Annotated in this window: 10 protein-coding genes and 1 tRNA gene; 4 read left to right on the forward strand and 7 right to left on the reverse strand. The window is 73.9% G+C overall.

Going from position 1 to position 13,699, the window contains the following annotated elements; translation table 11 throughout:
- The first annotated feature begins 55 nt into the window (after positions 1–55).
- Positions 56–874 carry a PspA/IM30 family protein gene (locus O3T09_RS10080; protein WP_002854906.1) on the forward strand — a complete coding sequence of 273 codons (819 nt, stop codon included), beginning with the start codon at positions 56–58 and terminating at the stop codon, positions 872–874.
- A 179-nt stretch (positions 875–1,053) separates the two neighbouring features.
- Positions 1,054–2,454, forward strand: coding sequence for a sodium/glutamate symporter (locus O3T09_RS10085; protein ID WP_049147311.1), 1,401 nt, complete (start codon positions 1,054–1,056; stop codon positions 2,452–2,454).
- Positions 2,455–2,587: 133 nt separating this feature from the next.
- Here the strand turns inward: O3T09_RS10085 and O3T09_RS10090 are convergent.
- The 3 genes from O3T09_RS10090 to O3T09_RS10100 form a co-directional block, all read right to left on the reverse strand.
- Positions 2,588–2,661 (reverse strand) — tRNA-Met (locus O3T09_RS10090).
- A gap of 176 nt (positions 2,662–2,837) precedes the next feature.
- Positions 2,838–5,981: a UPF0182 family membrane protein gene (locus tag O3T09_RS10095; RefSeq protein WP_049147309.1), complete on the reverse strand. Its 3,144-nt coding sequence runs from the start codon at positions 5,979–5,981 to the stop codon at positions 2,838–2,840.
- Positions 5,982–6,107: 126 nt separating this feature from the next.
- A complete protein-coding gene (locus O3T09_RS10100; RefSeq protein WP_269295519.1) occupies positions 6,108–7,178 on the reverse strand; it encodes a YlbL family protein in 1,071 nt (356 codons plus the stop codon).
- A 196-nt stretch (positions 7,179–7,374) separates the two neighbouring features.
- Here O3T09_RS10100 and O3T09_RS10105 point away from each other — a divergent pair, with 196 nt between their 5' ends.
- Positions 7,375–8,775 (forward strand): zinc-dependent metalloprotease, encoded by a 1,401-nt coding sequence (locus O3T09_RS10105; RefSeq protein ID WP_129867256.1) that lies wholly within the window; start codon positions 7,375–7,377, stop codon positions 8,773–8,775.
- A 64-nt stretch (positions 8,776–8,839) separates the two neighbouring features.
- Here O3T09_RS10105 and O3T09_RS10110 read toward each other — a convergent pair whose 3' ends face one another.
- Positions 8,840–9,511, reverse strand: coding sequence for a M48 metallopeptidase family protein (locus O3T09_RS10110; protein ID WP_041105127.1), 672 nt, complete (start codon positions 9,509–9,511; stop codon positions 8,840–8,842).
- A gap of 97 nt (positions 9,512–9,608) precedes the next feature.
- Here O3T09_RS10110 and O3T09_RS10115 point away from each other — a divergent pair, with 97 nt between their 5' ends.
- A complete protein-coding gene (locus O3T09_RS10115; RefSeq protein ID WP_041105125.1) occupies positions 9,609–10,337 on the forward strand; it encodes a ThiF family adenylyltransferase in 729 nt (242 codons plus the stop codon).
- 42 nt (positions 10,338–10,379) lie between these two features.
- On the opposite strand, the gene O3T09_RS10120 is transcribed toward O3T09_RS10115, so the two are convergent.
- The 3 genes from O3T09_RS10120 to O3T09_RS10130 form a co-directional block, all read right to left on the reverse strand.
- Positions 10,380–12,509 carry an ATP-dependent DNA helicase UvrD2 gene (locus O3T09_RS10120; RefSeq protein WP_041105123.1) on the reverse strand — a complete coding sequence of 710 codons (2,130 nt, stop codon included), beginning with the start codon at positions 12,507–12,509 and terminating at the stop codon, positions 10,380–10,382.
- A gap of 15 nt (positions 12,510–12,524) precedes the next feature.
- Positions 12,525–13,514, reverse strand: coding sequence for an NAD(+) diphosphatase (gene nudC / locus O3T09_RS10125; protein ID WP_036314348.1), 990 nt, complete (start codon positions 13,512–13,514; stop codon positions 12,525–12,527).
- 59 nt (positions 13,515–13,573) lie between these two features.
- The coding region (locus tag O3T09_RS10130) for an integrase core domain-containing protein (protein WP_144819830.1) at positions 13,574–13,699 on the reverse strand (126 nt) is incomplete at its 5' end.

The following is a 13,699-nucleotide window of genomic DNA, read 5'->3' on the forward strand; positions in this document are numbered from 1 at the left end:
TGGACGCAGGCCGACGGTCTGCGCTGACGTGAAAGACCGACGAAAGGCAGACACCATGGTCAAGCAGTCCATCTTCGGCCGCATCAGCACGCTGGCGAAGGCCAACATCAACGCGATGCTGGACAAGGCCGAGGACCCCCAGAAGATGCTGGACCAGATGGTCCGCGACTACACGAACAACATCGCGGAGGCCGAGGCCGCCGTCGCCCAGACGATCGGCAACCTGCGAATGATCGAGGACGACTACCGCGAGGACCAGGACGCGTCCCGCAGCTGGGGCCAGAAGGCGCTGGCCGCCTCCCAGAAGGCCGACGACTTCCGCACCAAGGGTGACACCGCCTCGGCGGACAAGTTCGACAACCTCGCCAAGGTGGCCATCGAGCGCCAGATGGACTTCGAGCGCCAGGCGAAGTCCGCGGAGCCGACCATCGCCTCGCAGCGCGAGATCGTGGAGCGCCTGAAGACCGGTCTGGACCAGATGAAGGTCAAGCGTCAGCAGCTGGTCGCCAAGCGCGACGAGCTGACCGCCCGCGCCAAGTCCGCCCACGCCCAGTCCGCGGTGGCCGACGCCGTGAAGTCGATCGACCTGCTGGACCCGACCTCCGAGGTCTCCCGCTTCGAAGAGAAGGTCCGTCGCGAGGAGGCCCGCGTGCGCGGCCAGCAGGAGATCGCCGCCTCCTCCCTCGACGCCCAGTTCGAGTCCCTCGAGGACCTCGGCGAGAAGACCGAGGTGGAGGCCCGCCTCGCCGCCCTCAAGGCCGGCGGCGCCGGCCAGGCCGCCCTCACCTCGGGCGACGTCGACGCCGATGAGACCCTGACCCTCGACTACGCGGCCGAGGGGACCGCCGAGGAGACCGGCACCGCGCGCGGCTGACCCCGCCCCTCCCCACGGCCCGTCGCCCGGCCCACGCCGGCGCGGCGGGCCGTCCTCGTGCGCCCCGGCCCGGTGCTCCTCCCGGACGCGCCCCGGCCCCCGCGCTCCTTTGGTACTGTCCCGGGGTCCCTCGGCACGCTCCGCGGGACGCCCCCGTCCCCGCACAGAGGAAGAACCCCATGCAAGAGCAGTTCACGGCCTGGTCCGTGCTGGTCGACGCCGGCCTCATCGGCGCGCTCCTGGCCGTGGGCACGCTGGCCCGTGCCGTCATCACGCCCCTCCAGACCCTGATGATCCCGGCCTCCGTCATCGCCGGCATCCTGGGCCTGGTCCTCGGCCCGAACGGCCTGGGCTGGCTGCCGTTCAGCTCCCAGCTGGGCACGTACGGCTCGATCCTGATCGTCATCGTGTTCGTGTGCATCGCGCTCACCGACGACTTCGACGTCCGCAAGATCGGCCGCCCCGTGGGTGCGTTCGCGTCCTACGGCGTGCTGATCTACGCCTCCCAGGTGGCCATCGGCGCCCTCGTCACGCTGGTCCTCCTGCAGCCGCTGTTCGACGCGCCCGACTCGTTCGCCGCCCTGCTGTTCGCCGGCTGGGCGGGCGGCTTCGGCTCCGCGGCCGCCGTGGGCCAGGCATACGCGGCCAACGGTGATGCGACCGTCACCTCGCTGGCCTACACCTCGGCCACCGTCGGCATGATCGTCGGCGTGGTGGGTGGCATCATCCAGGCCAAGATCGGCGCGCAGCGCGGCCACGCGCGGGAGTTCGCGGGCCTGACCTCCATCCCGGAGGAGCTGCGCACCGGGGTGCTGAACCAGGTGGAGGAACGCCCGGTCATCGGCCGGCACACCTTCTCGGCGGCCTCGGTGGAGTCACTGGCCTTCCAGGTCGGCGTCGTCGCGATGATCGCGGCGGCCGCGCACGGCGTGGTCTCCTGGATCACGTCCGTGTGGCCGAGCGTCGTGGGCGAGGACGGACCCCAGCTGATCATCCCCGCGTTCGCGATCGCGTTCCTCCTCGGCCTGATCGCTCGCGTCCTGTTCCAGGCCACGAAGACGGCGAAGTTCCTCGACCCGGGCTCGCTGAACTCGGTGTCCGGCACCGCCACGGACATCCTCATCGTCTGCGGCATCGCCGCGATCGCCCCGACCGTGGTCGTGGACTACTGGCAGCCGCTGCTGCTCCTGTTCGTGATCGGCCTCGCGCTGGCCCTGTTCCTGGGGATCGTCGTGGCGCCGCGCGTCATGACCGACGCGTGGTTCGAGAAGCAGCTGTTCACGTGGGGCTGGGCCACCGGCGCCGTCGCCACGGGCGTGGCCATGCTGCGCATCGTGGACCCGAAGCTGAAGTCCGGGACCATGGAGCAGTTCGGCGTGGCCTACATCCCGGTGGTGCCCGTGGAGATCGCGGCCGTGTCCTTCGTGCCGCTGCTGCTCCTCGCGGGCCTGTCCTGGGCCGTCGTCGGCATCTGGGGCGCCATCGCGGTCATCGCGATCATCGCTGCCGTCTGGCTGCGCCGCACCGACCCGGGCCGCCGCACCCCGGCCCAGCAGGCGGTCCGGGCCTCGAGCCGCTGACGCTCCCGCTCCCCCGCGTTGATCGCCCGAGGGCGGTCGGCTCGCCCGCCGGCACCGTGCCGGCGGGCCGGGGCGACCGGGTCCGGACATGCGAGAAGGCCCCCAGCAGATGCTGGGGGCCTTCTCCTTCTCGTTGCGGGGGCAGGATTTGAACCTGCGACCTCCGGGTTATGAGCCCGGCGAGCTACCGAACTGCTCCACCCCGCGGCGACTTCTAGAACTATACACACCTGTTCCGTCGAGTTCAAATCGGCGTCAGCACCCCGCCACCCGGCGGCCATGCGGCGGCCACCTGCCCCGAGACGACAGCGGCCCCGACCACGCGCGGTGCGTGGCCGGGGCCGTCGTCGACGGTCCGGCGGGCCCGGCCCGCCGGCGCCGACTCAGCCGCTCGGCGTCGGGCTGGGGCTCGACGACGGCGCGGGGCTCGCCTCGGCCGGGGCCTGCTCCTGGGCAGGCGCGTCGCCGCCCAGGGCGTCGTCGGCGGCGGTGGCACGCTTCAGGGCCTCGTTGAGACGCTTCTGCTGCTCGCCGTAGCCGGCCCAGTCGCCCTCGGCCAGACGCTCCTGGCCCTGGGTCAGGGCGTCCTGAGCCTCCTCGAGGGCCGCCGAGAGCTCCTCCTCGACGGTGCCCGGAGCCGTCGGCTCCTCGCCCGGCGCGGGCGCCTCCGCCTGCTTCTCCTCCGGGGTGACCGCGCCCGAGTCCCCGTCGAACACCTGGTCCAGGGCCTCCTGGAGGGTGTCCGCGAAGCCGACCTTGTCGCCGAAGGAGACGAGCACCTTGCGCAGCGTCGGGTAGGTGGTGCCGCCCGAGGAGCGGACGTACACCGGCTGGACGTAGAGGATGCCGCCGGCCACCGGCAGGGTGATCATGTTGCCGTTGAGCACCTCGGACGCGCCCTGGCGCAGCAGGTTCAGCTCCCGCGAGACGTCCGCGTTCGAGTCGAAGTTGGCCTGCGCCTGGCCCGGGCCGGGCACCGTGGTGGACCGCGGCAGCTCGAGCAGTCGGAGCTGCCCGTAGCCCTCGGCCTTCACGCCGTCCTCCCCCGTGCCGGCGTCGCCGGCGGCGGAGAGGAACCCGTAGAGCACGTTGCGCTGCTGGGCACCGTCCGTGATCTGCGGTATGTAGCTGCTGGTGAGGGAGAACGCCGGCTCGTCCTGGCCGGGCATCTGCAGCGTCATGTAGTACGGCGGCTGCTTGACGTCCTCCTCGCGCGTGGGGTCCGACGGCACGGACCACGCGTCGTTGTTCTCGTAGAAGTCGTCCGCGTCGGTCACGTGGTAGCGGCCGAGCAGCTCGCGCTGGACCTTGAACATGTCCTCCGGGTAGCGGACGTGGTCCAGGAGTCCGGCGCTCATCTCCGAGTACGGGCGCAGCGAGGACGGGTAGACGTTCTGCCAGGCCTGCAGCAGCGGATCCTGGTCGTCCCACGCGTAGAGAGACACCGAGCCGTCGTACGCGTCCACCGTCGCCTTCACCGAGTTGCGGATGTAGTTCACCCGGCCCTGGAGCGCCGGGTTCTGGCCCTGGCTCAGGGAGTCCACCGTGACCTCGCCCAGCTGCTGCGCGGTGGAGTACGGGAACTGGTCCGAGGTCGTGTAGGCGTCCACGATCCACTGCACGCGGCCGTCGACGATCGCCGGGTAGGGGGCGGTGTCCACCGTCAGGTAGGGCGCGACCTTGCGGACGCGCTCGGCCGGGTCGCGGTCGTAGAGGATCTGCGAGGCCTCGTTCACGTCCGAGGACAGCACCAGCTCGGGCGAGCCGAACTTCACCGCGTACGCGAGCCGGTTGAACAGGTTGCCCACCGAGGGGCCGCCGTCGCCGGAGAAGGTGTACGCCGTGTCCTCCTGGGAGTCGGCCGTCTGCGGCCGGTCGCGTTCGACGGCCGGCGCGCCCTCGGGCGCACCCACCACCGAGTACGAGGGCGAGTTGAGCCCGAAGTAGATGCGCGGCTCGTAGTCCTGGTCGGAGGCCAGCGGCCCGCGCGTCGGGATCTCGGAGAGCAGCCACTGGGGCCGGCCGCCGGCCGCGACCTCGGAGGCGTCGGCCACGACCATGCCGTAGCCGTGCGTGTAGATGGTGTGGCGGTTCACCCACGACTGCATGTCGTCCACGTTGACGTCACGGGCCGCCAGGATGGTGTCCCGCGTCTGGCCGTCCACCTCGTAGCGGTCCACGTGCAGCGTGGTGGGGAACGAGTAGTACGGACGGAACTGCTGGAGCTGCCCGAAGGTCTGGGAGATCAGGTTCGGGTCCATGAGACGGACGTTGGCCGTGTTGGCCTCCTCGCCCGCCAGGGCCCCGGCCTCGGGGTCCGTGGCGCCCTCATAGTTCGTCACCTCGACGTCGTCCAGGCCGTACGCCTCGCGCGTCATGGCGATGTTCCGCTCGATGTACTGGGATTCGAGCGTGCGCTCGGACGGCTTCACCTGGTACTCCTGCACGATGAAGGGGTACGCCGTGCCCACCACGAGCGCCGTGATGACCAGGACCGCGGTGCCGATCAGCGACAGCCGCCACCGGCCCGAGACCACCGTCCACACGAACAGGCCGGCCACGATCACGGCCGTGACCGCCAGGATCGCCGACGTCGGGATGACCGCGTTCACGTCCGTGTAGAGCGCGCCGGCCCAGTTGCCGGTCTGCGACTGCGTGGTGCGGTAGCGGTTGAGCCAGAAGTTGACGCCCTGCAGCAGCAGGAACACGGCCAGGGTGATGCCGATGTGGGCGCGCGCCGCCGGGGTGATCCGCACGCTGCCGCCCTCCTCCACGCGCACCGCGCCGTACAGGTAGTGCACGAGCAGACCGGTGATGCCGGAGACCAGGACCACCGAGATCAGGTACCCGACCATGAGCGTCAGGAACGGCAGGGTGGCCATGAAGAACATGAGGTCCAGGCCGAACTCCGGGTCCGCCTGGCCGTAGGGCACCTGGTTCAGGAACAGCAGGACCGTGTTCCAGCCGTTCATCGCGGTGGAGCCGGCGAACACGCCGAGCACGAGCGGGACACCCAGGAACACCAGGCGGCGGATGGGCTCGAGCTGGCGCTGGGCCTGGCTGAGCGAGTCCCGCGCGGCCGCGGACGCGTCCGCGGGACGGTGGCGCCAGGCCGTGCGGATCGCCAGCCACACGGCGAGGGCCATCCCGAGCCCGGCGATCAGGAACAGCGCGGCCTTGGCGAGGACCTCGGTCCAGAAGACCTCGGTGAAGCCCAGCTGCGAGAACCACAGCACGTCCGTGTAGACGTTCGTGAACACCACGAACAGCCCCACGAGCACGGCCACCGCGATGATGGTCAGCACGAGCGCGCTCGGCCGGCCCGGCCGGCCCCTGCCGCGCGCGGCGGAGGACCCGCCCCCGCCGAACGGGCCACCAGGACCGCGGTCGCCGTCGTCGCCCGGGCCGCGCGGGGCGCCGCCGAAGGGGCCGAACGCCCCGAACGGGCCGGACTGGCCCCCGGCGGTCCCGCCGCCGTCACGGGGCGGGCCGCCGAACGGTCCGCCGCCTCCCTGTCCGAAGCTCACTGCTCTGTCCTCTTCCCTCCCGCGTCCGCGGGGCTCTGCTCCGGTCCGGGGCGCTGCGCCCCGGACATGTCGTCCGGTCTGGTGGTCTGGTGGTCTGGTGGTCTGGTGGTCCTGGTGTGCGTCGGCTCAGCCGCACGTCCGGGCGGCGGCCGGGCTCTCCCCCCGGGCCACCGCCTCGACGATGTCGCGGGCCTGGCCCAGCGTGTCCACGGGGTACACCGTCAGACCCTCGGGCACACGGCCGGCCAGCTCCTCGCAGTTCGCCGTGGGGGCGAGGAACGTCGTGGCCCCCGCCTCGGCGGCGCCGCGCACCTTCTGCGGGATCCCGCCGATGGGACCCACGACGCCGTCCCCCGTGATCGTGCCCGTTCCGGCGATCGAGGCGCCCCCCGTCATCGCCCCCGGGGTCAGCCGCTCGATCACGGTGAGCGCGAACATCAGACCCGCCGAAGGTCCGCCGATGTCCGGCACGGTCAGCTCGACGTCCACCGGGACGTCGTAGGCGGTCTCGATCAGGGCCCCCATCTGCCACGGCTGGGGCGCGCCCTCGGGGGCGGCCGCCACCGGCACCTCGAGGTCCTGCTCCACGCCGTCGCGGCGGACCGTCAGCGTGACCGGGTCGGGCCCCGCGGCCCCGACGGCGGCGCGCACGGCCTCCAGGTCGGCCACGGGCCGTCCCTCGGCGGCGATCACCTCGTCCCCGGCCCGCAGGACGCCCTCGGCGGGCCCGCCGGGCACGAGCTGCTGCACGACGAGCCGCTGGGGCACCTCGCGTCCGAGCTCGTGCAGGGCCGCGGCGGTCGCGGTCTGCTGGGAGTCCGACATGGCCGCCGAATTGGCCTCGCCGACCTCGTCGGAGGTGACGCCGGTGGGGTACATCAGCTCGCGCGGGACCACGTCCACGGCGGGGTCCGTCAGGCCGCGGCCGAGGTCGAGCAGGGAGGTGGTGCCGATGGGAGGACCCCCGACCATCACGGTGGTCATGTGCAGGGTCCCCTCACCCGGGTCCGCCTCGCCGCCCTCGACGCGCAGCACGGGTCGACCCTCGCGTTCGCCCAGCAGGTCCACGGCGGGGCCGGGGCCCTCGAGGATGTAGGGGGTGGGGGCCAGCAGTGCCAGCCCGGCGCTGCCCAGGGCGAGCCATCCGGAGAAGGGCACGCGGGCGGCGCGGGTGGTCCTCGAGGGCACTGCGCGCACGCGACACCGTCTTTCCTGGGGGTCCTGATCGGGCCGTCCTCGCCGCCGGGCACGGGCCGCGCGGCGACGGTCACACCAGTCTACGCGGGGCCGCGACCCCCGCCTGCCCCGCGCGACGCCGTGCGCCATGGGCGAACCGCGCCGCCGCGACGTCGGGAGGGCGGGCGCGCCGCGCCGACGCGGATACGCTGGAGACATGAGCAACGACGCGCGCACGCCCGGATCCGACGACGGCCGCGACCCCCTGGAGGAGATGCTGCGGCAGCTCTTCGGCGGCCAGGGCCCCGACCCGGACGAAGTCCGACGCGCCATGGAGGGCCTGGGCGGCCCCGGCGGGGTGCCCTTCGACCCGTCCCAGCTGAATCCGGCCATGATGCAGCAGGCCATGGCCCAGTTCCAGGCGATGATGAGCTCCGGCTCCGGCTCGGACGGCCCCGTGAACTGGGCTCTGGCGAAGCAGGCCGCCCGCCAGGCCGTGGCCGGCGAGGACCCGGCCGTCGGCTCGTTCGCGCGACGCGAGGTGGACGAGGCGCTGCGGCTGGCCGAGCTGTGGCTCGACGGCGTCACGCAGACCGAGCCCGTCGGCAGCGTCGGCGTGGCCTGGTCCCGTGCCGAGTGGGTCGAGGCGACCATGGACCAGTGGCGCCGGCTCACCGAGCCCGTGGCCGTCTCGATGTCCCGCGCGATGTCCGCGGCCATCGAGCAGCAGCTGCCGGGCCAGCTCCCCGAGGGCATGGACGCCTCCCTGCTCGGCGGGCTGCAGCCCATGCTGAAGAACATGGGCGGCACGATGTTCGGCCTGCAGCTCGGCGGCGCCGTGGGCGCCCTGGGCAAGGAGGTGCTCTCGGGCACGGACATCGGCCTGCCCGTCGCCGGCCACCGTCTCGCCCTCGTCCCCGTGAACATCGAGGAGTTCGGCGACGGGCTCTCGGTGCCGGACGACCAGATCCGCATCTACCTGGCCCTGCGCGAGGCCGCACGCATGCGCCTGTTCCTGCACTCGCCGTGGCTCGAGCGGGACCTGTACGCCGCCGTCGAGCAGTACGCCGCGGGCATCCGCCTGGACACCGAGGGCATCGAGCGGGCCGCGCAGTCGGTGGACCCGATGGACCCCGGTTCCCTGCAGGCCGTGTTCGACGGGGCGTCCTTCATCGCCGCCCCGGACGCCACCCAGCAGGCCGCGCTGGACCAGCTGGAGCTGCTCGTCGCCCTCGTGGAGGGCTGGGTGGACGTGGTGGTCGCCGAGGCCGCGCGCCCGCTCGAGTCGGCGGCCGCCCTGCGCGAGACCATGAACCGCCGCCGCGCCTCGGGTGGCCCGGCCGAACAGGCCTTCGCCGCCCTCGTGGGCCTCGAGCTGCGCCCGCGCCGCCTGCGCGAGGCCGCCGCGTTCTGGGAGCACGTCACGGCCGAGCACGGCACGGAGTATCGCGAGGAGATCTGGCGCCATCCCGAGCGTCAGCCCACGGCGGAGGACCTCGAGGACCCCGCCGGGTACACCGGGCGCCGCTCCGCCGCGGACGCCAGCACCGAGTCCCTCGACGACGAGCTGCGCAAGCTCCTCGAGGGCGGCTTCGGCGACGCGCCGCGCGAGGGCTGAGCCCCTTTCGGCACGACGGCCGCGGGCGGCCCGGCACCTCGGGTGCGGGCCGCCCGCCGTCGTGTCAACCCGCGTCCTCGTCCTCCGCCCACCGGTCCGGCGCCGTGCGACCGCGGCCCTCGGCGAAGGTGACCCCGTCGAGGAAGGCCATCGCCTCGGCGTAGCGCGGGTACCGGTCCACGAGGCGTCGGAAGGCCGGGCCGTGTCCGGACTCCAGCAGGTGGGCCAGCTCGTGGACGAGCACCGCCGCCACCACCCAGTCCGGCATGCCGCGCAGCTGCGTCGAGAGCCGGATGGTGCCGCGCCCCGGCGTGCACGAGCCCCAGCGGCGGCGCTGCCGGGCCGACCACGTGACCGAGACCGGACGGGCCCGCCCGCCCAGGTGTGCCGCCGAGAGCCGTCCCGCCCAGGCCAGGAGCGCGTCGTCGGAGCGGGCGTCGGCGGGGCGGCCGTCCGGGTCGGCCGCGGGCTGCCCCGTCCCACCGCGTGCGCCCACCTTCGCGACCATCCGGCCGATCCACTCGCGCTCCTGCGCGGCCGAGAGACGGGCCGGGACGTTGACCTGCAGGCGGCCGTCGCGCCACGCCGCCGAGACGGTGCGGGTGCGGGCCGTGGAGCGCACGAGCCGCACGGGCGTGCCCTCCCAGTCCAGGTCGGTGCTCTCGCGGGCGGGACCGCGGTGGGCGGCCGGGACGGCACGCGGAGGGCGGCCGGGGGCGGGCGGGACAGGGCGCATCGGGCCATTCTCCGGCATGGGCCGCAGGCTGTGGACAATCCGGCGCGGTCCGGGGGCGCCCTGGCAGGGTGGGAGGCACCGAGCCGAGAGGAGAGCCGTGCGCACCGTCGCCGAGACCGTCACCACCGTCCCTCATGACACCGCCGCGTCAGCGCCGGAGCCGGGGGTGTGGGCCCCGCCGACCGACGTCCATGTGGCGGGCCTCGACGCGGTGGGCGCGGCGATCGCCCACGCCCTGGCGGGGGCCGGGGCGCTGCGCCTGGCCCTGTGGGATCCGCGGCCCGTCGACGCCGCGGACCTGGGGACCGGCCTGCTGCCCGGGGACCTCGGTCGGCCCCGGGCGGGTGCGCTCGAGCGCCGGCTGGGCGACGTGGCCCCCGGGCTGCGCCTCTACGCGCACCACGGCCCGGTGCCGGTGCTCGTGGGGCAGGCGACGGTGGCGGTGGGGTCCGTGCTCGACGCGGACCTGGCCGCGCAGGCCCTGGCCGCCGACCACCCGCTGCTGCCGGTCACGGTGGGACCGAAGGCGGTCACGGTCGGACCGTGGTGCGCCCCCGGGGTGCGCGGGTGCCCGCTGTGCCGATGGCCCGCGGATCCGACGGGCGTCCCCGATGCCCCGACGGCGCCCGGCCCGTCGGCGCACCGGGGACAGGTGGACGGGCTCGCGGCGCTGCGGGCCGCCGTGCTGACCGTGGACGCGCTGCGGGCCGGACCGGCCCCCGGCGTGCTGCGGGCCGATCGGGTGACGGGACGCACGCGCCGGGTGCGGGTCCGCCCCCGGCCCGGCTGTGCCTGCGACCCGGACGCGCTCGGCTGGGCGTTCTGAGGGGGTCGGCGCCGCCGGCGGAACGGAGCGCGGGTCCGCGGCTCAGGCCGCCGGGGTGCCGTGCAGCAGCTCGAGCAGCTCCGGTCCGTGCTTCTCCAGCTTGGACTTGCCGAGGCCGGGCACCTTCAGCAGCTCTGCCGGGGTCTTCGGCATGGCCTCGGCGATGGCCACGAGGGTGGCGTCCGTGAACACCACGAACGCGGGCATCCGCATCTCGGCGGCCGTGCGGGTGCGCCAGTCGCGCAGCTCCTCGAGCACCGCCTCGTCGTAGGTGGCGGGGCAGTCCAGGCAGCGGCCGACCTTGCGCTCGGCTCCCGTCTCGAGGGGCTTGCCGCACGTGCGGCACACGGCGACCTTCGCGCCCCGGCGCCGCGGCGCCGTCGGGCCCGCCGCGGAACCACGGGCCGGGGCGTGCTCGCGGGTGCCGCCGAGGGTCGGGTCGATGGCCCACAGGAACCGGGAGGGCCGCCGGGTGGAGCGCCCGCCCGTGCCCCGCGAGAGCGTCCACGTCAGCGACAGGTGCTGGCGGGCACGCGTGATGCCCACGTAGAGCAGGCGCCGTTCCTCGTCCACCTCGGCCTGGGTCTCCGCGAAGGAGATCGGCATGAGCCCCTCGGACAGGCCCACGAGGAACACCGCGTCCCACTCGAGGCCCTTGGCCGAGTGCAGCGAGGCCAGGGTGATGCCCTGCACCGTCGGCGCGTGCTGGTGCTGGGCACGCTCGTCGAGCTCGGCCACGAGCTCGGTCAACGTGAACTCGGCCCCGCGCGTCGTGGCGAGCTGGTCGGCGAGGTTGACGAGGGCGTGCAGGGACTCCCACCGTTCACGGGCCGCGCCGGAGGCCGCCGGCGGTTCGGCGGAGTAGCCGAGCGAGGAGAGCACGTCCCGCACCCGGTCCGTGACGTCGTCGCCCGTCAGGTCCTGGGCGGCGCGGGCGGCGGCCCGCAGCTGCAGGATGCCGTCGCGCACCTCGCGCCGGGAGAAGAACCGCTCGCCGCCGCGCAGCTGGTAGCCGATGCCCGCCGAGGACAGCGCCGTCTCGAAGGCCTGGGACTGGCCGTTGGTGCGGAACAGGACGGCGATCTCGGAGGCCGGCACGCCGTCGTCGATCAGCGCCGCGATCCGGTCTGCGACCCAGCCGGCCTCGGCCTCGTCGTCGGTGCACTCCGCGAACACGAGGTCGGGGCCGGCCGGCCGCTGGGAGACGAGCTCGAGGGGGTCGGGCCAGCGCGGCATCGTGCGGTCCCGCTCCCCCGCCTTGGTGCGGTCCGCCAGCAGGCGGTTGGCCGCCTCCACGATCTGCGGGCTGGACCGGTAGTCACGCACGAGACGGACCACCGTGGCCGCGGGATACCGCTCACGGAAGTCGGTGAGGAAGCGGGAGGTCGCGCCCGTGAACGAGTAGATCGTCTGAGAGGCGTCGCCGACGACGCACAGGTCACCGCGGTCGCCGAGCCAGAGGTCGAGCAGGCGGTGCTGCAGCGGCGAGACGTCCTGGTACTCGTCCACCACGAACACGCGGTACTGGTCCCGGATCGTGGCCGCGATCTGCGGCTCGGTGGACAGGATCCCCACGAGGATCAGCAGCACGTCCTCGAAGTCGATCATGTTCCGGGCTGTCTTGGCCTCCTCGTAGCCGGTGTAGAGACGGGCGACGGTGGTGGCGGTCCAGCCGGCGGGCATCTCCCGCTCCTTCGCGGCCTCGGCGTAGCCCTCGGGGGCGTGCAGGGAGACCTTGGCCCATTCGATCTCGCCGGCGAGGTCGCGCAGGCCGGCCCGGTCCACGGTCATGCGCATGCGCTGGGCGACCTCCGTGAGCAGGCGCACCTTGTTCTCGATCAGCGAGGGCATGGGCCCGCCCACGGCCTGGGGCCAGAAGTACTGCAGCTGGCGCAGGGCCGCCGAGTGGAACGTGCGGGCCTGGACGCCGGCCACGCCGAGGTCGCGCAGGCGGGTGCGCATCTCCGCGGCGGCGCGCGCCGTGAAGGTCAGGGCGAGGGTGCGGTGCGGGTCGAAGACGCCGGAGGCCACGCCGTAGGCGATGCGGTGCGTGATGGCGCGGGTCTTGCCGGTGCCGGCGCCGGCCAGGATGCAGACGGGCCCGTGCAGGGCCGTGGCGGCCCGGCGCTGCTCCGGGTCGAGGCCGCGGAGGATCTCGTCGGGAGTGCTCATGCGGGACGAGTCCTCCTAGGTGATCAGGGTCTGCGCATCGGGCAGCATCCCACCGTACCAATCCTCGATGAGCGCCCGCGCGATGGACACGGCCCCGGGCAGGGTGACGTCGCCCTCGCGGGCCAGATGCGCGAGCTCCTTCCGCTCGAACCAGCGCACGGAGAGGATCTCCTCGCCGTCCGGAACCGGCTCGACGCCGGCCGGGGCCAGGGCGGTGAACCCGAGCATGAGCGAGCGTGGGAACGGCCACGGCTGGGAGCCGCGGTAGCGCGGGTGCGTCACCGTGATCCCGGACTCCTCCGCGATCTCCCGGACCACCGCGTGCTCCAGGGACTCCCCCGGCTCCACGAACCCGGCCAGGCAGGAGTACAGCCCCTCGGGCCACGCCGCGTTGCGGCCCAACAGGATCCGCCCGGCCGGGTCGATGACGGCCACGATCACCGCCGGGTCCGTGCGCGGGAACTGCTCCCGGGAGCAGTCGCGGCAGCGACGCACCCAGCCGGCCGCCTCGACGTCCGTGACGCCGCCGCAGAACGCGCAGAAGCGGTGGGTGGCGTGCCAGTTGGCGTTCGCGACGGCGGCCACGAACAGCCCGGTGTCCGCGTCGCTGAGGGCGGCGGCCGCATCGCGGAGGCCGACCCACACGGCGTCGGCGAGCGCGGCGGCCGCGTCCTCGGGCAGGGCCGCCGGCGGCTCGACGGCGACGGAGACCACCTCGCGCTCCCGCCCGTGCGGGCCCCGGTCCGCCGCGGTGCCGCGGCCCAGATACGCGGCCTCGGCCGGCACGGGACCGGAGGGCGCGGTGAAGACGAGCCGGCCGTCCGCGACCGGTGCGCGGCCGCCCTGCAGCCACAGGACCTCCGTCCCCTCGCGCGCCCAGGACGCCGCCAGGTGGCCCGGGTCGAGGCGGGCCACGGCACCGCGGTCCAGCTCCTCGCGGGCCAGCGGCAGGGCCAGGGGTGGTGCGGCGGTGGGGTCGGACGACGACGGGGGGCAGGAGGCCATGCGTCCAGGCTAGCGACCCGTCTCCGGTGCGCCCGACGACGGGGGAGGGCGTTCCGCGCCTAGGTGTAGGAGGGCATGACGTTGTTGACTCGGGCCGGTGCCAACGAGGTCGGAGGAGCGTCTCCGCAGGAGGTATGAGGCCGATGGTAGTTGTAGTGGTTCACCCACACCGCCAGGGCCTCACG

This window comes from Micrococcus sp. H39-S4, assembly GCF_027158145.1.
GTDB classification, from domain to species: domain Bacteria; phylum Actinomycetota; class Actinomycetes; order Actinomycetales; family Micrococcaceae; genus Micrococcus; species Micrococcus luteus.